Genomic DNA, 22636 nt, shown 5'->3' on the forward strand with positions numbered 1-22636 from the left:
CGGTGATGTGGGTGATGCTGGGCGAGATGTTCCCGAACCAGATCCGGGGTTCGGCACTGGCGGTCGCCGGCGCGGCGCAGTGGACCTCCAACTTCGTGGTCACGGTGACGTTCCCGATGCTGCTGGCCGCGGCAGGGCTGGCAGCCACCTACGGCATCTACCTGGCCGCTGCCGTGATCTCGGTGATCTTCGTCGTCCGGCATGTGCACGAGACCAAGGGCAAGGAACTGGAGCAGATGGAAGGATGAGCGCCATGACATCGCAGACCTTCGTAAACCGCAGCGGCGCGCTGGTCGCCGCACTGATGCTGGGATTGCTCGGCTGCCGCGGCCAGGACCGAGCTGCCGCCGCCGCAGCCAACGACAACGATCCCTGGCCGGAGGTCACCTGGCCGCTGGCTGCGGACCCGGCACTGGAGAAGCGCATCACCGACCTGATGGCCGGCATGACGGTGGAGGACAAGGTCGGCCAGCTGGTGCAGGGTGACATCGCCAGCGTCACCCCCGACGATGTGCGCCGCTACCGGCTCGGCTCGATCCTGGCCGGTGGCAACTCCGATCCCGGTGGCCGCTATGACGCGTCGCCGGCCCAATGGCTGGCGCTGGCCGACGCCTTCTACGACGCTTCGATGGACACTTCGAAAGGCGGCAAGGCCATTCCGCTGCTGTTCGGCATCGATGCCGTGCACGGGCAGAGCAACATCATTGGCGCCACGTTGTTCCCGCACAACATCGGGCTGGGCGCCACGCGCAATCCGGAGCTGCTGCGGCAGATCGGTGGCATCACCGCGCTGGAGACCCGCGTCACCGGCATGGAATGGACGTTCGCGCCGACCGTTGCCGTACCCCAGGATGATCGCTGGGGACGCACCTACGAAGGCTACTCCGAGTCGCCGGACGTGGTGGCCAGCTATGCCGCCGCCATGGTGGAGGGATTGCAGGGCAGGGTGGGAACGCCGGAGTTCCTCGATGGCCGCCATGTGATCGCCTCGGTGAAGCACTTCCTGGGCGATGGCGGCACCACTGACGGCAAGGACCAGGGCGACACCCGCATCAGCGAGTCAGACCTGGTGCGCATCCACGCCGCCGGATATCCGCCGGCAATCGCCGCCGGCGCGCAGACCGCGATGGCGTCGTTCAACAGTGTCAACGGCGAAAAGATGCATGGGCACCGGCATTACCTCACCGATGTGCTCAAGGGCCGCATGAACTTCGGCGGCTTCGTGGTGGGTGACTGGAATGGTCATGGACAGGTCAAGGGCTGCACCACCACAGACTGCCCGGCCACGATCAACGCAGGCTTGGACATGGCGATGGCCTCGGACAGCTGGAAGGGGTTCTACGAGACGACGCTGGCTGCGGTGAAGGATGGGCGGATCACGCCGCAACGCCTGGACGATGCGGTGCGCCGGATCCTGCGGGTCAAGTTCCGCCTTGGGCTGTTCGAGGCCGGCAGGCCATCCACGCGGGCCGTCGGCGGGCAGTTCGCACTGATCGGCGCGCCGGCACATCGCGCGGTTGCCCGGCAGGCCGTGCGCGAATCGCTGGTCCTGCTGAAGAACCAGAACGGCCTCCTGCCGCTGTCGCCGAAGCAGCTGATCCTCGTGGCCGGCGACGGTGCCGACGATGTCGGCAAGCAGGCCGGCGGCTGGACGCTCAACTGGCAGGGCACGGGCACCACCCGCAAGGACTTCCCCAATGCGGACACGATCTACGAGGGCATCGCGCGCCAGGCCAGCGCGGCGGGTGGTGAAGCCGTGCTTTCCGTCGACGGTCGCTATGCAGTGAAGCCCGATGTGGCGGTGGTGGTGTTTGGCGAGGACCCCTATGCCGAATTCCAGGGAGACCGGCCGACGCTGGCCTACAAGCCCGGCAACGAAACGGACCTGGCGCTGCTCAAGCGGCTCAAGGCCGATGGCATACCGGTTGTCGCGGTCTTCCTGAGCGGGCGGCCACTTTGGGTGAACCGGGAAATCAATGCCGCCGATGCCTTCGTGGCTGCATGGCTGCCGGGTTCGGAAGGCGCCGGCATTGCCGATGTACTGCTGCGCGGAAGCGATGGCCGCGTGCAGCACGATTTCAAGGGCAAGCTCAGTTTCAGCTGGCCGCGCACCGCCACCCAGTACGCCAACAACGTTGGCCAGAAGGACTACGATCCGTTGTTTGCGTTCGGCTTCGGCCTGACCTACGCCGACAACGGCGACCTGGCCGCGCTGCCGGAAGCATCAGGCGTGAGCGGCAACGAGGGGGCGACCGGCGTGTTCTTCGCGCGCGGTGATGCAGGCCCCGGCATGGCGCTGCGCCTTGAGCAGGCCGCAGGCCAGGGCCTGACCGTGACCCGCGTGCCGGATGCATTGCCAGATGATCGGCTGAAGATCACCGGCGTGGATCATCTGGCGCAGGAGGATGGGCGACGCCTGGCCTGGTCGGGCAAGGGCGAGGCCGTCGCTGCACTGCAGTCGCACACGGCGCTGGACCTGCAGCGCGAATCCAACGGCGACCTGATGCTGCTGACCACGCTACGGGTGGACGCAGCCCCGAAGGGTGAGGCGTGGCTGTCGGTGGGCTGCAGTGCGGGCTGCTCGGCGCGCGTCGCCATCGGGCCGGCGTTGGCGGCGCTTCCACAGGGCCAGTGGAAGCGTGTCGGCGTGCCGCTGAAGTGCCTGGCCAGGGCGGGTGCAAGGATGGACGCGATCGACCGACCGTGGTCGGTGGTGACGGGCGATGCGATGACGATCTCCGTGTCACGCGTCGCGCTGGGCGCACTGAACGAAGCCGAGGTCACCCTCGGATGCGGAGCATGATGCCTGCGCTACCGCCGCCGGGGCGGCACGGCGACCGAATCGCGTGCGATCAGCCGATGCGGCATCACATGATCGCGCAGCACCGTTGCGTCCGCCGCCGGACGGCGGATGGTGCGCAGCAGGATGTCGACGGCCGCGTTGGCCATCGAGGCGATGGGCTGGTGGATCGTGGTCAGTTCCGGCCACACGGTGGTGGCGGCCGAGGTGTCATCGAAACCCACGACCGACAGGTCGCGCGGCACTTCCAGCCCGCGCCGGTGCGCGACGGAGATGGCGGCAGCGCCCATGTCGTCGTTGCTGGCGAAAATCGCGGTCGGTGGGCGGCGTTGGGACAACAGCTTTTCGGCGGCAGCCAGGCCGGACCGGTAGGTGTAGTCACCGTGCTGGACCAGGCCAGGCTCCACCGCCAGCCCGGCCTCGCGCAGGGCGGTGACGAAGCCGTCGTAGCGGAGCGCACTTGCGCTCAGGTCATCGCGCCCACGGATGAAACCGATGCGGGTGTGTCCCTGCCGAAGCAGGTGATCGGTCATTTCCTTGCCGGCACTGAAATCGTCGATGCGGACGCAGGACAGGGCCTCGCTCAGGCGCCCCGATGCGATGGCCACGACCGGAATGACTGCCTTGACCAGTTCGCTTACGGCGGCCTGCGATTCGCACAGGGGTGGCGGCAGGATCACCCCGTCGACGCGTCCGGCGAGCGCACGCGCCGCCTTGCGTTCGGATTCGGCATCCAGGTTGTCCCAGTAGTCGATGACCAGCTGGATGGCGGAACTGGAGGCGACGCGCAGCAGGCCCACCAGCAGTTCGCGCAGGTAGGCGCCGCTGGGGTTGGTGTAGATCAGCGCAATGCGCGTGTGCTGTGCGGCGGCCAGCGAACTGGCGGCAAGATTGGGTGTATAGCCGAGCTCACGCACGGCGCGCAGCACGCGTTCGCGGGTGACGTCGCGCACCTTGCCCTGGTTGATCACCCGCGACACGGTCATCGGCGAAACGCCGGCAAGGGCCGCAACCTCGTCGATCGTCACGCCTGCGGTTCTGCGGCGAACCGATTTCTTCGGCTTGTCCAATGCACGATCCCTTTGTTCTTGGTGGCGCTGCCGCGCGGGTGCGAAGGACGATGATGCGCTGCTCCGGGCCCGAACGTAGTTTACAAAGGCGCATGTTAACGCCGTTGTTGCGTGCTGTCGGCACGCGCCTGTGCGCCGTGCTCGCACTGCTGGCCTGTGCTGGCGGGGCACGGGCGGAGGATGGCTACAGGCTGTGGATGCGCTACCAGCCGCTTGCCACAACGGTCGCTGCCGTCTACCGGCGGCAGCTGGCCGAAGTGGTGGCCCCGGATGGCACGCCGATGCAGCGCGCCACCCGCGACGAGCTTGCGCGTAGCCTTTCTGGATTGCTGGGAACGGCCCCGCCAATGCGAACGGCAATCACTACTGACCATGCCCTGGTGCTGGGTACGCCGCAGTCTTCGGCGCTGGTCGCCGCGTTCGGCAACGAGATCGCCACGTTGGGCGACGAGGGCTTCCTGATCCGGCAGGTCCGGACCGGGGGGCGCGATGTGCTGCTGGTGGCGGCACGCCGGGATGTCGGCGTGCTGTATGGAATGTTCCACCTGCTGCGCCTGTTGCAGCGTGGCATGCCGCTGCAGGGCCTGGACGTGCGGGAGTCGCCGCGGGTCGCACTGCGCGTGCTCGACCATTGGGACAATCTGGACCGCTACGTCGAGCGTGGCTATGCGGGCAGCTCGCTATGGGACTGGCAGACGTTGCCGCAATGGCGTGACCCGCGCTACACCGACTACGCCCGTGCCAACGCTTCGCTCGGCATCAACGGCACCGTCCTCAACAACGTCAACGCCAGTGCGCTGAGCCTGTCGCCGGCCTATCTGGCCAAGGCCGCCGCGCTGGCTGACCTGTTCCGCCCCTATGGCATCCGCGTCTACCTGAGCGCACGCTTCAGTGCGCCCATCGAGCTCGGCGGCCTGGCGACGGCTGACCCGTTGGATCCCGGCGTGCGGCGCTGGTGGCGCGACAAGGTCGATGAGATCCATGCGCGCATTCCGGATTTCGGCGGCTTCCTGGTCAAGGCGAACTCGGAGGGGCAACCCGGCCCGCAGGATTACGGTCGTTCCCATGCCGACGGCGCCAACCTGCTGGCCGACGCGCTGGCGCCCTACAACGGCGTGGTGATGTGGCGGGCCTTCGTGTATTCGCACGAGGCCCCCGAGGATCGCGCCAAGCAGGCGTACAGCGAGTTTGTCGGGCTGGACGGCGCCTTCCGGCCCAACGTGATCGTGCAGGTGAAGAACGGCCCCATCGACTTCCAGCCGCGCGAGCCGTTCCATCCGTTGTTCGGCGCGATGCCACGCACGCCGCTGATGATGGAGCTGCAGATCACCAAGGAATACCTGGGCTTTGCGACGCACCTGGCCTACCTGGGAACGCTCTACGAAGAAGTGCTGCAGGCCGACACCCATGCCCGTGGCGAAGGGTCCACGGTTGCCCGCGTGGTCGATGGTTCGCTGGAGGGCCACGCACTGACCGGTATCGCCGGCGTCGCCAACATCGGCATGGACCGTACCTGGAGTGGCTCGCACCTCGACCAGGCCAACTGGTACGCCTTCGGCCGACTGGCCTGGAACCCGCAGCAATCCGCGCGTGCGATTGCCGAAGACTGGGCAGCGCTGACGTTCTCGCCCGACCCGCAGGTGACCGGCCCGATCGTGCGGATGATGATGGACTCGCGCGAGGCGGTGGTGGATTACATGACGCCGCTGGGCCTGCATCACCTCATGGCACGCGGCCATCACTACGGCCCCGGCCCCTGGGTGGACGGCGGCCCGCGTGCAGACTGGACGTCGGTGTACTACCACCGCGCAGATAGCAAGGGCATCGGTTTTGATCGCAGCGCCGGCGGGAGCAACGCCGTGGGCCAGTACGCCCCGCAGGTCGCCGAGGTCTATGGCGACCCCGAGCGGGTGCCCGAGTCGCTGCTGCTGTGGTTCCATCATGTGCCGTGGGATCACCGCATGCGCTCGGGCAGGACGCTCTGGGACGAACTGGTCGGGCGCTATTCGCGCGGCGTGCGCCAGGTGCAGTCGATGCAGGCGACCTGGGCCGGCCTGCGCGACCGGATCGATCCGCAGCGGCATCGGCACGTCGCGGCGTTCCTGCAGATCCAGCACGACGAAGCGCAATGGTGGCGTGACGCCAGCGTGGCGTACTTCCAGTCGCTCAGTGGCCGCCCGCTGCCCGCGGGCGAACAACCACCGCCGCATCCGTTGTCGTACTACCAGGCCTTGCAGTTTCCGTCCGCACCGGGGGATGGCCGATGAGCAGGTTCGGAGCGGTCGGGTGTGCGCTGTTGATGATGGCTGCGGCAGTGGTGGCGATGCCGGCCGCGGCGCGGGAAACGACGGGATTGCTGCATCCGCTGTTCAGCGATCACGCCGTCCTGCAGCGTGACCAGCCCATTGTGGTCTGGGGGCACGCAGGCCCTCTGCAGCCGGTTTCCGTGACGTTTGCCGGGCAGGCGGTAGGCACCCGGGCGGACGCCGCAGGCCGCTGGCAGGCAACGCTGCCCCCGGTGGCCGCAGGCGGTCCGCACACGCTGGAAGTAAGCGCCGGGACACGTCGGGAGATGGCGCGCGACGTGCTGGTCGGCGACGTATGGCTGTGCTCGGGCCAGTCGAACATGGAGTTGCCGGTGTGGCGCTCGCTCAACGCAGCCAGCGAGATCGCCGCAGCCACGATGCCACGGATCCGGCTGTTCACCGTGCCGCAGCACGCCGCCGTGCAGGCACGGGAGAGCTTCAACGGCAGCACTGCCTGGACATCGGCAACGCCTGATACGGTGCGCGATTTCTCCGCCACCTGCTTCTACTTCGCGCGCGAACTGCAGCGCACCGTCGACGTGCCGATGGGGCTGATCGAGGCGGCGTGGGGGGGCTCGCGGATCGAGGCCTGGACCAGCGTGGGTGCACTGCGAGGGCAGGATAGCCTGGACGAGGCACTCGATATCCTCGCGCGGTCTGCGCGTGATCCGCTGGAGGCACGGGCAGCCTGGGGCCGCTACTGGCAGCACTGGTGGGCCATGCGTGAAGGCGCGCTGCCCGGCGACGCACCTTGGCGCGCAGACACCGATGACGGCGGCTGGTCACGCGCACCGGCCGCGCTGGGGGCGTGGGAGCGGTGGAACGTGCCCGCGCTTGCCGACTACAACGGTATGGTCTGGTATCGCACGCAGGTGGTGCTGGGCGCTGAACAGGCTGCACGCGGCGCGACCCTGGAGCTGGCATCGGCCGACGAGGCGGACGTGACCTGGGTGAACGGCGTCTCCGTGGGCAGCCAGTACGGCACCGGCGGGAGGCGCTACCCGTTGCCCAGCGGCCTGCTGAAGGCAGGGTCCAACAGCATTGCGGTCAACGTGCTCGACACCTACGGTGAAGGCGGCCTGGCTGGCCCCGCCACGGCATACGGCCTGCAGTTCGACAACGGTGAGCGGGTGGCACTGCAGGGTCCTTGGAAGTACCGGGTGGCGCCGGGCCAACAGGCGCCGCCATTTGCCCCCTGGCAGGCCGCCACCGGGTTGTCGACGCTGTACAACGGAATGATCGCACCGCTCGGCGGTTTCGGGCTGCGCGGCATGCTGTGGTACCAGGGTGAATCGAACACCGGTGATGGTGCGGCATACGCTGCGCGGTTGCGTGCGCTGCGCGAGGATTGGCGGCGTCAGTTCGGTGCGCGCACGCCACTGCTGCTCGTGCAGCTGGCCAGCTATGGCCCGCCACCGGTTTCGCCCGCCGACAGCGGTTGGGCGCAGGTGCGCGAGGCGCAGCGGCGCGTCGCAGCCGAGGATGCGCAGAGCGGGCTCGCCATCGCCATCGACATCGGCGATGCCTACGACATCCACCCGCCGAACAAGCAGGAGCTCGGGCGCCGCCTGGCGCGCATGGCCCGCCACGTGGTGTACGGCGAGCAGGATCTGGCACCGTCAGGTCCGCGGGCGGTCACGGCCGTGCGGACGCCCACGGCCGTGGCCATTGCGTTCGAGGATGTCGAAGGCGCGCTCACCGCAAGCGGTGCGCTGCGTCCGATCGGCTTTGAACTGTGCGAGGCCAAGGGCCATGCGCGCCACTGCGAGTACGCCGACGCCGAACTGGATGCGCGCCGGATCCTGCTGCGAGGCCCGCTGTCCACGCGCGCAACGCATGTCCGCTACTGCTGGGCCGATGGCCCGGTGTGCACGCTGCGCGATCGCAGCGGGGCGCCGGCCGGCCCGTTCGAACTTCCCATTGCCGAAGCCGAGGCCCGACGATGATGACGTTGTCTACGCAGTCCCCTGTGGCCCGCGACAGGGCCGGCCTGAGATCCATGGCGCGCCAGCTGCTGGCGGCAGTGTTCCTGCTGTCGGCCGCAGCCGCCCGGGCCAGCGCGCCGCCGGACGCTCCGCCGGTGTACTTCGACTGGTTCGAGTACCGCGGCAATGACCAGGCGTTTGAAGTGCCGCTGCCGGCCGGGCACTACCGCAATCCGGTACTGGCCGGCTTCCATGCCGATCCCAGCATCGTGCGCGCGAACGGCCGGTTCTATCTGGTCAATTCCAGCTTCACCTACTTCCCGGGCATTCCGGTGTTCGAGAGTGCTGACCTGGTGCACTGGAAGCAGATCGGCAATGTGATTGACCGCCCCACGCAGTTGGATTTCGACGGGCTGAGCGTCTCGCGCGGCATCTTTGCCCCCACAATCGAGTACCACGACGGGGTCTTCTACGTGGTGACCACGGCCACCGACAGCGGCGGCAACTTCATTGCCACTGCGCGCGACCCGGCCGGGCCGTGGTCCGATCCGCACTGGCTGCCCGGCATTGATGGCATCGATCCATCACTGTTTTTCGACGACGACGGCAAGGTGTACCTGATCAACAACGATGCACCGCCCGGTCCGCCGCGCTACGACGGGCACCGCGCCATCTGGATGCAGCAGATCGATCTGGCGGCATTCAAGCCGGTCGGGCCACGCCGGGTGCTGGTTGATGGAGGCGTGGAGCCAGCGAAGAATCCGATCTGGATCGAGGGACCGCACATCTACAAGCGGGAGGGCTGGTACTACCTGTCCGACGCTGAAGGGGGTACCGGGCCGCAGCATTCGCAGGTGGTGCTGCGCAGCCGCGCGGTGTGGGGACCCTACGTTGCCTATGCGGGCAATCCGATCCTGACCCAGCGCGAGCTGCCGGACGACCGTCCGCTTCCGATCACCAATGCCGGCCACGCCGACCTGGTCGAAGGCCCGGATGGCTCGTGGTGGGCGGTGTTCCTGGCCAGCCGCAACTATCAGAAGCGCCACTACAACACCGGGCGCGAGACCTACCTGTTGCCGGTGCGATGGCAGGATGGCTGGCCGCAGATCCTGCCGACCGACCAGGCCATTCCCTACGTGGCCGAGGCGCCGTCATGGATGCAGGGCGAGGCATCGCAGGCCCCGTCGACCGGCAATTTCGTGGCGCGCGACAATTTTGATGGCCCAGCGCTCGATCGCCAGTGGCTGCGCGTGCGCGTGCCCAGGCATGCCTGGGCTGACCTGCACAAGCGCCCCGGCATGCTGGCCGTGCACCCGCTTGCCGAGGATCTGGACACGTTGCGCAATCCGGCATTTCTCGGCCGGCGCCAGCAGCACCTGCGCTTCGAGGCGAGCACCGCGATGACCCCGCCAGCCCCCGGTGTCGCCGCCGGTCTGGCGGCGTTCCAGAGCGAGGCGTACTGGTACTTCCTCGGCGTTCGTGACCTTGGCGGGGGGCGCCTCTCGCTCTTTCTCGAAGCGCGTGACGGGGGTGGCAGCACGCGGACGCTGGCCAGCCATGACGTGCCGGCGTCTGCAGCGCTGCGCCTGAAGATTGCCGGCAACGAGGGCGACTACGCGTTCTCGTTCGACATCGGCGACGGGCAGGGCTGGCAACTGCTCGCAGGCGACGTGGACGGCACCGTCCTGAGTACGGACCGGGCAGGCGGCTTCGTGGGCGCACTGTTGGGTCCCTTCGCGCGCGACGAGCGCACCGGGAGAAGCAAATGAGACTGTCGATTTCGTCCAGGACCCGCCGCCGTACGTGGCGTGGCCGGGCCACCGTGTTCGTCCTGAGCTGCGTGGCGGCCGCTGCATCCGCGGCCGCGCCACGGCCCTGGCTGGATGTCTCGGCAAGCTTCGAGCAACGGGCCGCCGCACTCGTCGCGCAGATGACCCTGGAAGAGAAGGCCGCGCAGATGCAGAATGCCGCGCCGGCAATCGAACGGCTGGGTGTGCCCGCCTACGACTGGTGGAATGAGGGGTTGCATGGCGTGGCACGGGCAGGGCAGGCCACGGTGTTTCCGCAGGCAATCGGCCTGGCCGCGACCTTCGATGTACCGTTGATGGGGCAGGTGGCCACGACCATCAGCGACGAGGCCCGCGCAAAGCACCACCAGTTCCTCCGCGAAAGCGCGCATGGCCGTTACCAGGGCCTGACCTTCTGGTCGCCGAACGTCAACATCTTCCGCGACCCGCGCTGGGGTCGCGGACAGGAGACCTACGGCGAGGATCCCTACCTCACCGCGCGCATGGGCGTGGCCTTCGTACGCGGCCTGCAGGGCGACGACCCCGTCTACCGCAAGCTGGACGCCACCGCCAAGCATCTGGCCGTGCACAGCGGACCGGAGGCCGACCGCCATCACTTCGATGCACGCCCCAGCCGGCGCGACCTCTACGACACCTACCTGCCGGCGTTCGAGGCGCTGGTGAAGGAAGGCGAAGTGGATGCGGTCATGGGCGCCTACAACCGCGTGTACGGCGAGTCCGCCAGCGCCAGCCGCTTCCTGCTGCGCGATCTGCTGCGACGCGACTGGGGCTTCAAGGGCTACGTGGTCTCGGACTGCTGGGCCATCGTCGACATCTGGAAGCACCACCGTATCGTCGCCACGCGCGAAGCCGCCGCGGCGCTGGCGGTCAGGAACGGCACGGAGCTGGAATGCGGCCAGGAGTACGCAACGCTGCCTGCGGCAGTGCGCCAGGGGCTGATCAGCGAAGCGGAGATCGACGATGCGGTAACCCGCCTGTTCACCGCACGGATGCGCCTGGGCATGTTCGATCCGCCGGAGCGGGTGCGCTGGGCGCGCATTCCGGCCTCGGTGAACCAGGCGCCGGCCCATGATGCGCTCGCGCTCAAGGCCGCGCAGGCATCGCTGGTGCTGCTGAAGAACGATGGCATCCTGCCGCTGTCGCGCGACACCAAGCGCATTGCCGTGGTTGGACCCACCGCCGACGACACCATGGCGCTGCTCGGCAACTACTTCGGCACACCGGCCGCGCCGGTCACGATCCTGCAGGGCATACGCGAGGCGGCCAAGGGCGCTGAGGTGCGGTATGCGCGTGGCGTGGACCTGGTAGAAGGGCGCGACGATCCCGGTGCAACGCCGTTGATCGAGCCGACCTTCCTGCGGCCCTCGGCGGACTCGCCCGAGCGCGGCCTGCGCGGCGAGTACTTCCGCACGCCCGACCTGTCTGGCACTCCGGCCCTGGTGCGGACCGACGCGCAGATCGGCTTCCGCTGGGACCGGGGCTCGCCGACCGACAACCTGCTGGCACGCGGCGAAGCGGCACCGGGGCAGGGGATTCCCAACGACCGCTTCAGCATCCGCTGGAGCGGCCAACTGCTGCCGCCCGTGTCCGGTCGCTACCGGCTGGAGGTGGCCGGCGATGATGGCTACCGCCTGTACCTTGACGGGAAGCGTGTGATCGATCACTGGGTGAACACGGATCGCCTGCATGCCGAGGGTGTCGAACTCGACCTGCAGGCGGGGCGTGCCTATGACCTGAAACTGGAATACTACGACGACCAGCGCGATGCCGGCGTGCGCCTGGGGTGGCGCATGCCCGGTGCCAAGGCGCCGTTCGATGAAGCGCTCGATGCCGCACGCGAGGCCGATGTGGTGGTGTTCGTCGGTGGACTCACCGGCGATGTCGAAGGCGAGGAAATGACGGTCAACTATCCCGGCTTTGCCGGTGGCGACCGCACCGACCTGCGGTTGCCCGCGCCGCAGCGCACGCTGCTGGAGGCCCTGCACGCTACCGGCAAGCCGGTGGTGATGGTACTCACCGGCGGCTCGGCCATCGCCGTGGACTGGGCGCAGGCGCATCTGCCGGCGATCCTGATGAGCTGGTACCCCGGGCAGCGCGGCGGCACCGCCGTCGGCCAGGCGCTGTTCGGCGATGTCAATCCCGCCGGCCGTTTGCCGGTCACGTTCTACCAGGCCGGCGAAGCAATGCCGGCATTCGACGACTACGCCATGGAGGGCCGCACCTACCGCTACTTCCGCGGTACGCCGCTGTATCCGTTCGGTCACGGTCTGTCGTATACGCGATTCGACTATGGAACGCTTCGCCTCGATGCAGACAGCCTCCGCGCCGATGGCCGCCTGGGCGTGGCGGTGGATGTGGCCAACGCAGGCACGCGCAGCGGTGACGAAGTGGTACAGCTGTACGTGCGGCGCGAACACGCCGCTGGCGGTGATGCCGTGCAGGAACTGCGCGGCTTCCAGCGGGTCCATCTGGCTCCGGGCGAACGCCGCACGGTGACGTTCACCCTGCAAGCAGCGCAGGCCCTGCGCCACTATGACGAAGCGCGTGCGGCGTACGCGGTGCAGCCCGGTGCCTACGAGGTCAGGGTAGGGGCGTCCAGTGCCGATATACGTGCGCAGGGCAGGTTCACCGTGGTGCCCGCGCATGACTGATCGCCCTCGTTGGCATCGGTTCCCCTTCGACCAGATCCCTTTTCCAGGACGTCCGCTGCATGGCAAGCACTGAACACGCGCTATCGGTACGCGAGAAGCTCGGCTACAGCCTGGGCGATCTCGCTGCCAACCTGATCTTCCAGACCCTGATCACCTACCTGGCATTCTTCTACACCGACGTCTACCGCCTGCCAGCGGCGACCGCGGCCACGATCATCTTTGTGGTCGGCCTGCTGGGTGCGTTCGTGTTCACGCCGTTGATCGGCATCGCGGCTGACCGAACGTCCACCCGCTGGGGCCGCTTCCGCCCGTGGATCCTGTGGACGGCCATCCCCTTTGGCGTGCTGTCCCTGCTGGCGTTCAGCACCCCGGACCTGGGCGAGCACGGAAAGGTGATCTATGCACTGGGCACCTACGCGCTGCTGGTCTGCGTTTACGCTGCGAACAACCTGCCGTACTCGGCGCTGAGCGGCGTGCTGACCGGCAGCATGGCGCAGCGCAACAGCCTTTCGGCTTACCGCTTCGTGGCCGTGATGATCGCGCAGTTCATCATCCAGGTGCTGCTGATGCCGCTGGTGCTGATTCTGGGTGACGGCGACCGGGTGCGCGGCTTCGAACAGGTCATGACCGCCTTCGCACTGATCGGAACAGTGTTCTTCCTGATCACCTTCGCCACCACCCGCGAACGCATCGTGCCGACGCGCGAGCAGACCGGCGGCATAGTGCAGGACCTGTCGGACCTGCTGCACAACCGCCCGTGGCAGGTGATGCTGGCGCTGACCGTGCTGGTGTTCATCAACCTGGCGTTGAAAGGCGGCACCTACATCTATTACTTCCAGTACTACATGAGCGAAGCGGCGCTGGCCAGCTTCCTGGAAAACTCAGGCTTCAATGGCCTGATCAGTGCATTGAATGGCGCCCTCGCCAGCGCCGGTTTCGCAGCGTTCACCTGGCCGAAGGACGCGGCCACCTCGGCGTTCAGCCTGTTCAACGCGTGCGGCATCCTCTGCATGATCCTGGGTATTGGTGCATCGCGGCGGCTGGCGGATCGCTTCGGCAAGCGCGATGTCTTCGGTGGCGCCTTGTTTGTTTCGACCCTGTTCCTGCTGGCCTTCTACCTGTTCCCACCCACGGCGGTGGCGGTGGCGTTTGCAGCCTTCATGCTGCATGGCTTCTGCTATGGCATCACCATCCCGTTGCTGTGGGCGATGATCGCCGACGTCGCGGACTACTCAGAGTGGAAGAACCATCGAAGGGCAACGGCGATCATCTTCTCGGCGATGTTGTGCGGGCTGAAGATCGGCCTCAGTGTCGGCGGCGCGCTGGTCGCCGCGATCCTTGCCCACTACGGCTACCAGGCAGGCCTGGTGCAGCAGCCTGAGGCCGTGGTGCAGGGCATCCGCCTGACCGTAAGCGTCTATTGCTCCCTTCCGTTCCTGCTCGCCGTGGCGCTGCTGTTCTTCTACCGGATCGACAAGCGCGCGGAAACCCGCATCGAGCAGGATCTCCACCTGCGTCGCCGTTCCGCCGACGCCTCCGCGTAACTCCAAGATGACAACCATGATCGATCTCTCTGCCGGTGAAGACGGCCAGGCCAGCGAAGCCCGTCTCGCGCAGCTCAGCGCACACGCCATTTCGCAACCGCTGGTGACCCACATCTACACCGCCGACCCTTCGGCGCACGTGTTCGAGGGGCGCCTGTACATCTATCCGTCGCACGACATCGACGGTGGCCAGCCATTCGACGATGAAGGCGGCCACTTCGGCATGCAGGATTACCATGTGCTGAAGATGGATACGCCCGACGGCACCGCCGTCGATTGCGGCATGGCGTTGCACGTGCGCGACGTGCCGTGGGCGCGGAAACAGATGTGGGCTCCCGATGCCGCCTGTCGCGATGGCCGCTACTACCTGTACTTCCCGGCCAAGGACGCCGAGGGCCGGTTCCGCATCGGCGTGGCAATCGGTGCGCGACCGGAGGGCCCGTTCGTGCCTCAACCGGAGCCGATCAAGGGCGCGTACTCGATCGACCCGGCCGTGTTCGAAGACGAGGATGGCAGCCACTACCTGTACTTCGGCGGCATCTGGGGCGGGCAACTGCAGAAGTATCGTGACAACCAGTACGACGTGGCACACGAGGAACCCGAGGGCAGCGCACCGGCCCTGGGGCCGCGCGTGGGCCGCCTGGATGCCGGCATGACCGAGCTGGCCGAGCCTACCCGCGAAGTGCAGATCCTGGATGAGCATGGCCAGCCGCTGCGTGCGGACGACCACGCGCGCCGCTTCTTCGAGGGTCCGTGGCTGCACAGGTACCAGGGTCGCTACTACCTGTCGTACTCCACTGGCAACACCCACCAGCTGTGCTACGCCGTGGGAGACAGCCCGTACGGGCCGTTCACCTATGCTGGCGTGATCCTCACCCCCGTGGTCGGTTGGACCACCCACCACTCCATCTGCCAGTTCCAGGGACAGTGGTACCTGTTCTATCACGATGCGCTGATGTCCGGCGGCATCACCCACCTGCGCTCGGCCAAGTGCACGCCGCTGCACATGGAGCCGGACGGAAGCATCCGCACGATCAATCCCTATGGGGCCTGAGCGCATGTTGCCGAGGGATGATGCGCTGGCCCCGCTGCCGGCCGGTGAGCTGCACTGGTTGAGGTGCGGCGAACTGGAGGTTGCGCTCGCCGCAGGGGCGGGCGGGCGCATCGCGCACCTGCGTTACCGGGGCGTGGAATGGCTGGTGGACGCGCAGGAGACCGGGGCGGCGGCGATCGCCTGGGGCTGCTACCCGATGGTGCCGTGGGCCGGGCGTATCCGCCAGGGACAGTTCCGCTTCGACGGCGCGCCGCATGCGCTGCCGCTCAATTTCGGGGGGCACGCCATCCATGGGGTGGGCTTCTCGCGACCCTGGCAGGTCGAGCGCATGGAGATGGCCACGGCCACGCTCTCGCTGACGCTGCCACGCGACAGGTACTGGCCCTTCGGTGGCGTCGCCCTCCAGGAAGTGAGCCTGCACCCTCATAGCCTGCAGCTGCGCCTCTCGGTCCAGGCCGGCGAGCAGGCGATGCCGGCGGTGCTGGGTTGGCACCCCTGGTTCCGGAAGCCGGACCGGTTGCTGTTCAATCCTCGCTCGATGTATCCGCGGGACAGGGAAGGTATTGCCACGCTGCCCCACGTGGAGCCCACCACCGGCCCCTGGGATGACTGCTTCATTGCCGACGGTGACATCACGCTGGTACGCGAAGGCCAGAGCCTGCGGCTGAGGTCGGACCACGACCACTGGGTGGTCTACGACGCTGCGCCGCACGCCACCTGTGTCGAACCGCAGAGCGGCCCGCCGGACGGCTTCACGCTGGCACCGCACCGGCTGGAGCCTGGCCAGCGCCTCGCGTTGACGTTCGAACTGGCGTGGGTGGCGGACAGCAGCTGAAGCCCGGCCAGAGTGTCGGTGCGCCGCCCGGACCGGTTGCGGACCCTGGTGCCTGACACGGGCAGCGCCTCACCACCACGTGCGATCTGCTACAGGTTCCAGTCAACCCGCATGCCCGCGATCAATGCATTCGGCAGGTCCCGCTGCCGCGCAGGTTCATTGAACTGGTCCGGATGCACGATGTAGTGCAGGTTCGGTGCAATCCTGAGTTGCGGGGTGAGCTGGATGCCATAGCTCAGCTCCATCATCACCTGGCTTCCGTGCGGGGTGCCGCTGCCGCCGGCGGCAGCGCGGGCCAGGCGGAGGTTCTCCAGCGCGATGTCGCTGTACTTCTGCCGGGTGACGACGAAGCCGATGCTGTCCTGCGGCCGGCCGGCGAACGTGCCTTTCTGCACAAGCCCGGCCTGCAGGAAGTGATCCTCGATCAGCTGCCCGGAGGTACCCTTGAGCGCCGCGCCGAAAAGGGTCAGGCCGCGGCCATTGCCATCGCCGGTAAGCTGCTGCTCGAAGCGCGCGAACGCACCGGAGCGACCGTGGCGTGCCGCGTACTCCTGGCCACTGAGCAGCGCGGGAATGCCGTTGGCATCGCGCAGCGGATCGCGATAGGTCGAGTTGTCCTGCCAGCCACCGAGTTCGTAGCGGGCTTTCAGTCGTGCCGAAGCAGGGCTGCGCCAGCCGATCGTGTAGGGCACGATCCAGCCGGTGGCCTGGTTCGTGTTCCACTTCAGGCCATGCTGGCCATCCTCGGCCTGGCTGGGATCGACCTGATAGGCACCGATGCGAACATAGACATCGGGCGTCACCCAGGCCGTGGCATCGGCCATCCAGCTCGACACCGGCCACCAGGTGAAACTGCTGGTGCGGAACACGTAGGTCGGGTTGCCGCACGCCGAGTTGCCCTGGAAGTACTGGCACAGCTCCGACCCGAGGTGGTGGATGTTGGCGACGCTGCGACCGGCCTCCAGTACCACCCGGTCATCCAGCAGTTTCTGCTCCAGGGTCAGGTTGGCCAGGCGCGTGCCCTGGCCGCCGTAGATTTCCTGCACCGAGGTGCTGTTGCCGGTGCTGCTGTTGGCGAGGTTGGTGCCGTGGCGATTGATGCCATAGGCCCTGATCGTTGCCCCCCGCCAGCCGAACGCAGCGTCGAGGTCAACATCGGCGCCGAACATCAGCTGGCCGGCGTAAGCGGTGCCGCTGCGCTTGCCACCATCGAGCGTGGCGGCCGCCTCGCCGGTGTAAGCCAGTTTGGGAGTGAGGGCATCACTCGCGTTGGCAGCTACGGCCAGTGAGGGCAGGGCCAGCAGGATCGCTAGCGGCACCAGGCGGCAGGAAGGGCAGGTCATGGGCGGGGTTCCTTTTACAGAGTGGGGGCCGTGACCGGCTTCTTGAGGATGCGCAGTGCAATCGCGGTGACTGCCACGCCGGCCAACAGCGCCAGCAGGTAGACACCAAGATGGGTGACCGCGTTCGGGATCGGCAGCACGAACACACCGCCGTGCGGCACCTTCAACTCGACGCCTGCGGCCATCGAGATCGCACCGGCCACTGCCGAGCCGAGGATCAGCGCAGGAATGGTGCGCAGCGGATCGCGTGCCGCGTAGGGAATAGCCCCCTCGGTCACGAAGCTCAGGCCGAGCACGCCGGCGGCACCGGCGGTGCCGCGCTCCTCGGCAGTGAAGCGGTTGCTGAACAACCACGTCGCCAGCGCGATGCCCAGGGGTGGCGTCATGCCGCCGATCATGGTCGCCGCCATCGGCGTGTACACCTGGCTGGAGATCAACGCGGTGGAGAAGGCGTAGGACGCCTTGTTGACCGGTCCACCCATGTCAACGGCCATCATGCCGCCCAGCAGCAAACCGAGCAGGATCGCGCTGCTGCCCTCCATGCCGCGCAGCCAGTCGGTCAGCCAGGCCAGCAGTGCGGCCACCGGCGTGCCGATCACGTACATCATCAGCAGGCCGACCAGCAGCGTGCCCAGCACCGGCAGGATCAGCACCGGCTTGAGGCCTTCCAGGCTGCGCGGCAGGCGCAGCGCACGGTTGATCCAGTGCACGCCGTAGCCGGCGATGAAGCCCGCGAGGATGCCACCGATGAAACCTGCGTCCATGTTGACCGCAACCAGCCCGCCGATCATGCCGGGCGCGATGCCTGGGCGGTCGGCGATGGAGTAGGCGATGTAGCCGGCCAGCGCCGGCACCATCAGCATGAAACCGGACTTGGCGCCGATCTGGAACAGCGACCAGGCCAGCGTTCCCTTGTGTGCGTCGTCGAAGGCATAGATGCCACCGAGCGCGAACGCCAGTGCGATCAACAGGCCGCCGGCTGTCACGAAAGGCAGCATGAACGACACGCCGGTCATCAGGTGCTTGTAAGGGCCGGTGCTCTTGTTCTTCTCTGCGGTACGGCCCGAAGCCGCTGTCCCCGCGTGCACGCCGGCCTCGGCCAGCGCCTTGCGGATCAGGTTCTGGCCGTCATTGATCGCCGGCTTGGTACCACTCTTGAACAGGCGCTTGCCTGCGAAACGCGACAGATCGACTTCGCGGTCGGCGGCGATCAGCACCACATCGGCAGCGGCGATTTCCGCATCGCTCAACGCATCCTGCGCGCCGACCGAGCCCTGGGTTTCCACCCGGATCGCATGGCCCAGCACCTTGGCAGCCTGTTGCAGGCCTTCCGCCGCCATGAAGGTGTGGGCGATGCCGGTGGGGCAGGAGGTGACGGCAACGATGCGCTTGCCAGCCCCGGTGGCGGGGGCACTGGCCGGCGCAGCTGCGAGCGGTGCAAGCGCGGCGACCGGATCGTCCAATACCTCGCCCAGGCTGGCATGCACGATGCGGGCATTGCCGAAGCGTGCGATGTCTGCCTCGCTATCGCCCACCAGCAGCAGCTGGGTCGCGGAGGCGGCGTCAGAGGCGGGCAGCGCGCCGGTCACGCCCTGGTCGCTGCGGATTTCGATCATCAGCTCAAGCCCGCGCTGGCGGGCCGCGCGACGCAGAGCCTCGGCGGCAAGTACCGCCTCGATGCTGCGTTCGCCAGCGGCGATGACTACGGTGGAAGCGTGCATGGGAACTCCTGGAATGCTTCGGGTTCGTCCTTGCCGGAGGCATCGCGGGTGGCCCGAAGCCAACCGCTGCTCCTCCGGCAGGTGTTTCAATCCAACCGCTCGATCAGTACATCGCCGGCCCCGGCGCGCACCTGCGCCGGATCGACCCGCCGCGCGTCTCCGCTATCCAGCCGGCTCATCGAGAACGCCGTGGCCAGTCGTGCACAGGCGGCGAGGTCGAGGGAGCGCTCCAACAGCGCGGCGGCGATGCCGGCGACCATGGCATCACCGGCGCCCACCGTGCTGCCCTGGGCCAGACGCGGCGGTCGCGCGACCAGGGCGCCGGCGCGATCAATGAACAGCGCGCCGTCGGTCCCCATGGAGATGGCAACGAGTGCGACACCGCGTTCGACCAAGGCCTGGCCTGCAGCGCGCAGTGCGCTGCGATCTGGCAGCGACGTGCCGGTCCAGGCCTCCAGTTCGTGGCGGTTGGGCTTGATGGCGTAGGGCAGCGCGCCCTGCGCGCCGTCCAGCGCAGCTGCAAGCGCATCGCCGCTGGTGTCCAGCAGCACGCGCGCACCGGCCGTTCCGGCCTGCGCCTGCAACCGCGCCCATGCATCGGCCGGTAGTCCGTGCGGCAGGCTGCCGGACAGCACGACCGGCAGGCCGGGCGAGAGCAGGGCGCCGAGCTGGCGCGACACCGCGTCCAGATCGGCAGCGTCCACGGCCAGGCCTGGCAGGTTGATGTCCGTCGTTTCGCCGTTGGCCTCTTCGACCAGCTTGATGTTGGTGCGGGTATGGCCCGGAACGCGCAGGCAGCCGTCAATGATGCCCCGCTCACGGAACAGCGTTCGGAACACGCCGTCGTTACCGTCGCCCAGCACACCCAGCGCGGTGATCGGCACGCCCCAGTCGGCCAGGCAGGCCGCCACGTTGATGCCCTTGCCGCCTGCGTCATCGCGGGAGCTGCCGGCGCGATGCACCCGGCCTGGCTGCAGGCGGGCCAGGCGCACGGTCTGGTCGATGGCCGGGTTCAGGGTCACGGTGACGGCGCGGGCAGTCATGCGCGCGCTCCATCGAGGCCGCGCACCTGCTCGGCGGTTTCGCACCCCAGTGCGGTGCTGGCCAGCGCTTGCAGTTCGGTCATCGCGGTGCCACGCAGGCGCGCCTTCACCGCCGGGACGTCGTTCGGGGTCATCGACAGTTCGTCCACGCCCAGGCCAGCCAGCAACATGGCGCCGAAGGGATCGCCGGCCAGGCCGCCACAGACGCCGACCCAGCGCCCATGCAGCCGTGCGCCTTCAACCGTGGCGCGGACCGCGCGCAGCACCGCCGGATGCAGGCTGTCGGCCTCGGCGGCGAGTTCCGGGTTCTGTCGGTCGATCGCCAGCACGTACTGGGTCAGATCATTGGTGCCGATCGAGAAGAAGTCGGCATGGCGCGCCAGTACGTCGCTCTGAGCGGCGGCAGCCGGCACTTCGATCATGATGCCGATCGGCACCACCGGCGCCTCCAGCTCGGCACGCAGGCGCTCACAGATGGCGCGCAGTGCGACCAGCTCGGTCACCGACGTGATCATCGGGAACATGATGGACAGGCGTGCACCGTCCTTGGCGGCGCGATACAGCGCACGCAGTTGCGGCTCCAGCAGGTCAGGGCGGCGCAGCAGCAGGCGCGCGCCGCGCACGCCGAGGAACGGGTTCTCCTCGCGTGGCAGTTCCAGGTGCGCCACCTGCTTGTCGCCGCCGATGTCGAGCGCGCGCACGATCAGCGGGCGGCCGTTGAGTGCCTTGGCCATCGCCAGATAGGTGGTGTACTGCTCCTCCTCGCTGGGCGTACTGCCACGTTCGAGGAACAGGAACTCGGTGCGCATCAGGCCGACGCCTTCCGCACCCTGTTCCAGTGCCAGTGGCACTTGGTCGGGCAGGTTGACGTTGGCGCCGATGTCGATGCGGTGGCCGTCGGGGGTCTGGGCCGGTTGCGCGCGTTGCGCGGCTTCGCGCTCGCGGATCTGCTGCTGTTCGGCGATCCATTCGCGTGCCGAGGCGAGATCGGCATCGGAGGGTGACAGGTAGAGCCGCCCACTGCTGCCGTCCATGATCGCTTCGCGGCCTGGCTGGATCGCCAACAGCCCGGCGCCGCCGGCCACCAGCGCCGGCAGGCCCAGCGTGCGCGAGAGGATGGCGGTGTGCGAGGTCGGCCCGCCCTGCGCGGTGGCCAGGCCGAGCACGCGACCGGTGTCGAGATTGGCGGTATCCGAAGGCGAGAGATCTGTGGCGATCAGGATGCACGGTTGCGACGGCAGATCCGCCAGGCCACCACCTTCAGCAGAAGGGTCAAGCTGCGCCAGCACGCGCCGGCCGACATCACGCAGGTCCGCCGCGCGCCCGGCCAGCACCGGATTGCCCAGCGCCGCCAGCCCGGAGGCGATCTGCTCGATGGCCTGGTGCCATGACCACGCCACACCATGGCCTTCAACCATCAGCTGGCAGGTGCGGGTGATCAGGTCGGTGTCGTCGAGCAGCGCGGCCTGCGCCTTGAAGATCGCCGCATCCGAAGCGCCAAGGCGGCGCTGGGTGTCGTCCTGCAGGGCGGCCAGCTGCTGGCGGGTGCGGCCGAGTGCATCCTGCAGGCGTGCGCCGCCCTCGCCAAGCGGGGTAGGACGGTCGGTGACTTCCGCCTGCGTGCTGGCCAGCACATGCACCGGGCCGATCGCCAATCCGGGGCTGGCGCCGATGCCAATGATCGTTGCCTGCGCTTCGGGCGGTTTCCACCCGGCGACAGGGGCTGCTGCCTTGCGCTGGGCTGCACGCTCGGCATCAGCCCTTTCCTGTGCGACCAATCCATCCATGACCTTGCGCAGCGCAGCCAGCAGCGCGGGGGCATCGGCGCCCTCGGCAGAAACACGCACGGCATCGCCCTCACGCAGCCCGAGCTGAAGCAGCGCTACCAGACTCTTGGCATCGGCCGCCTGATCGCCTGCGCGGACCTGCGCGCGGGCTGCGAAGCCGCGCGCCGTCTCGGCCCAACGCGTCGCAGGACGTGCGTGCAGTCCGTTGGGGTAGGCGATGGTCCATTCGAAGCGCTCGGCCAGATCTACCGCTGGCGCGTGGGTGGCGGCAATCGCAACATCGCCGGCCAGCGCGTTCACGATCTCGCCCGCCTCGGTGGTGATGAACAGCCGCTGCAGCGTGGACTCGTCCTGGATCAGCCGGGTCAAGCGGCGCAGCACCGTGATGTGGGTATCCGACTGGGCAGCGATGCCGACCACCAGACGGGTGACCTGTCCCGGGTTCCATTCCACGCCTTGCGGCAACTGCAGCACGGCGATGCCATCGCGGTGCACCAGATGGCGGTCCTCGCCAAGCCCGTGCGGGATTGCTACGCCGTGTCCAAGGAAGGTGTTCGCCAGCGTTTCGCGCCGCCCCATGCTGGCTTCGTACCCCGGCGCCACGCAGCCGGCCGCGACCAGCATCTGGGCGACCTGCGCAATGGCATCGGTCTTGTCCTGCGCCCGCGCGTCCAGGCGGATCAGTTCCCGGCTGGCCGGGGAAGGGGAGGTCTGGGGCGACAAAGGGGGCTCCGCGGAAGGGGTGGCTG

At 68.0% G+C, this 22636-nt stretch carries 14 protein-coding genes; 9 read left to right on the forward strand and 5 right to left on the reverse strand.

Translation table 11 applies throughout. The features are described from left to right. Both HMPREF3114_RS21375 and HMPREF3114_RS03935 read left to right on the forward strand, forming a co-directional pair. A partial coding sequence (locus HMPREF3114_RS21375) for an MFS transporter (RefSeq protein ID WP_256337629.1) occupies positions 1-248 on the forward strand: 248 nt, incomplete at its 5' end. Further along, positions 245-2803 (forward strand): glycoside hydrolase family 3 protein, encoded by a 2559-nt coding sequence (locus HMPREF3114_RS03935; RefSeq protein ID WP_141750773.1) that lies wholly within the window; start codon positions 245-247, stop codon positions 2801-2803. The genes HMPREF3114_RS21375 and HMPREF3114_RS03935, both read left to right, overlap by 4 nt. Positions 2804-2811: 8 nt before the next feature. Here HMPREF3114_RS03935 and HMPREF3114_RS03940 read toward each other — a convergent pair whose 3' ends face one another. Next, positions 2812-3870, reverse strand: a complete 1059-nt coding sequence (locus HMPREF3114_RS03940; protein WP_070489174.1) for a LacI family DNA-binding transcriptional regulator — start codon at positions 3868-3870, stop codon at positions 2812-2814. 92 nt (positions 3871-3962) lie between these two features. On the opposite strand from HMPREF3114_RS03940, the gene HMPREF3114_RS03945 reads away from it, so the two are divergent. From HMPREF3114_RS03945 to HMPREF3114_RS03975, 7 genes are read left to right on the forward strand one after another with little or no spacing between them, the layout of a single operon-like run. After that, complete coding sequence (locus HMPREF3114_RS03945) at positions 3963-6137, forward strand: alpha-glucuronidase family glycosyl hydrolase (protein WP_229765961.1); 2175 nt, start codon at positions 3963-3965, stop codon at positions 6135-6137. Positions 6138-6169: 32 nt separating this feature from the next. Beyond that, on the forward strand, positions 6170-8122 hold the full coding sequence (locus tag HMPREF3114_RS03950) for a sialate O-acetylesterase (RefSeq protein ID WP_080375028.1): 1953 nt from the start codon (positions 6170-6172) through the stop codon (positions 8120-8122). A 53-nt stretch (positions 8123-8175) separates the two neighbouring features. Beyond that, complete coding sequence (locus tag HMPREF3114_RS03955) at positions 8176-9870, forward strand: glycoside hydrolase family 43 protein (RefSeq protein ID WP_053496580.1); 1695 nt, start codon at positions 8176-8178, stop codon at positions 9868-9870. Further along, on the forward strand, positions 9867-12560 hold the full coding sequence (locus HMPREF3114_RS03960; protein WP_141750775.1) for a glycoside hydrolase family 3 protein: 2694 nt from the start codon (positions 9867-9869) through the stop codon (positions 12558-12560). The genes HMPREF3114_RS03955 and HMPREF3114_RS03960 overlap by 4 nt, the downstream gene beginning before the upstream one ends. 59 nt (positions 12561-12619) lie before the next feature. Then, positions 12620-14104: an MFS transporter gene (locus HMPREF3114_RS03965; protein WP_053496581.1), complete on the forward strand. Its 1485-nt coding sequence runs from the start codon at positions 12620-12622 to the stop codon at positions 14102-14104. Between the two features lie 16 nt (positions 14105-14120). Next, a complete protein-coding gene (locus tag HMPREF3114_RS03970; protein ID WP_053496582.1) occupies positions 14121-15158 on the forward strand; it encodes a glycoside hydrolase family 43 protein in 1038 nt (345 codons plus the stop codon). Then, positions 15148-15993 (forward strand): aldose epimerase family protein, encoded by an 846-nt coding sequence (locus tag HMPREF3114_RS03975; protein WP_053496583.1) that lies wholly within the window; start codon positions 15148-15150, stop codon positions 15991-15993. The genes HMPREF3114_RS03970 and HMPREF3114_RS03975 overlap by 11 nt, the downstream gene beginning before the upstream one ends. A gap of 89 nt (positions 15994-16082) precedes the next feature. On the opposite strand, the gene HMPREF3114_RS03980 is transcribed toward HMPREF3114_RS03975, so the two are convergent. The 4 genes from HMPREF3114_RS03980 to ptsP form a co-directional block, all read right to left on the reverse strand. After that, on the reverse strand, positions 16083-17336 hold the full coding sequence (locus HMPREF3114_RS03980; RefSeq protein WP_053496584.1) for a carbohydrate porin: 1254 nt from the start codon (positions 17334-17336) through the stop codon (positions 16083-16085). Positions 17337-17350: 14 nt separating this feature from the next. Then, entirely contained in the window at positions 17351-19057 is a 1707-nt protein-coding gene (locus HMPREF3114_RS03985; RefSeq protein WP_053496585.1) for a PTS fructose transporter subunit IIC, read from the reverse strand. Between the two features lie 86 nt (positions 19058-19143). Then, a complete protein-coding gene (locus HMPREF3114_RS03990) occupies positions 19144-20100 on the reverse strand; it encodes a 1-phosphofructokinase family hexose kinase (RefSeq protein ID WP_053496586.1) in 957 nt (318 codons plus the stop codon). Then, positions 20097-22610: a phosphoenolpyruvate--protein phosphotransferase gene (gene ptsP, locus HMPREF3114_RS03995; RefSeq protein ID WP_053496587.1), complete on the reverse strand. Its 2514-nt coding sequence runs from the start codon at positions 22608-22610 to the stop codon at positions 20097-20099. The genes HMPREF3114_RS03990 and ptsP overlap by 4 nt, the downstream gene beginning before the upstream one ends. Positions 22611-22636 lie beyond the last annotated feature (26 nt).

The sequence above is a fragment of the Stenotrophomonas sp. HMSC10F07 genome, assembly GCF_001807895.1.
In the GTDB taxonomy this organism is placed as follows: Bacteria; Pseudomonadota; Gammaproteobacteria; order Xanthomonadales; family Xanthomonadaceae; genus Stenotrophomonas; species Stenotrophomonas sepilia.

Coding starts and splice junctions, on each gene's coding strand:
- HMPREF3114_RS03935 (WP_141750773.1), top strand. CDS start 245: ATGAGCGCCATGACATCGCAGACCTTCGTAAACCGCAGCGGCGCGCTG.
- HMPREF3114_RS03945 (WP_229765961.1), top strand. CDS start 3,963: ATGTTAACGCCGTTGTTGCGTGCTGTCGGCACGCGCCTGTGCGCCGTG.
- HMPREF3114_RS03950 (WP_080375028.1), top strand. CDS start 6,170: ATGATGGCTGCGGCAGTGGTGGCGATGCCGGCCGCGGCGCGGGAAACG.
- HMPREF3114_RS03955 (WP_053496580.1), top strand. CDS start 8,176: ATGGCGCGCCAGCTGCTGGCGGCAGTGTTCCTGCTGTCGGCCGCAGCC.
- HMPREF3114_RS03960 (WP_141750775.1), top strand. CDS start 9,867: ATGAGACTGTCGATTTCGTCCAGGACCCGCCGCCGTACGTGGCGTGGC.
- HMPREF3114_RS03965 (WP_053496581.1), top strand. CDS start 12,620: ATGGCAAGCACTGAACACGCGCTATCGGTACGCGAGAAGCTCGGCTAC.
- HMPREF3114_RS03970 (WP_053496582.1), top strand. CDS start 14,121: ATGATCGATCTCTCTGCCGGTGAAGACGGCCAGGCCAGCGAAGCCCGT.
- HMPREF3114_RS03975 (WP_053496583.1), top strand. CDS start 15,148: ATGGGGCCTGAGCGCATGTTGCCGAGGGATGATGCGCTGGCCCCGCTG.
- HMPREF3114_RS03980 (WP_053496584.1), bottom strand. CDS start 17,336: ATGACCTGCCCTTCCTGCCGCCTGGTGCCGCTAGCGATCCTGCTGGCC.
- HMPREF3114_RS03985 (WP_053496585.1), bottom strand. CDS start 19,057: ATGCACGCTTCCACCGTAGTCATCGCCGCTGGCGAACGCAGCATCGAG.
- HMPREF3114_RS03990 (WP_053496586.1), bottom strand. CDS start 20,100: ATGACTGCCCGCGCCGTCACCGTGACCCTGAACCCGGCCATCGACCAG.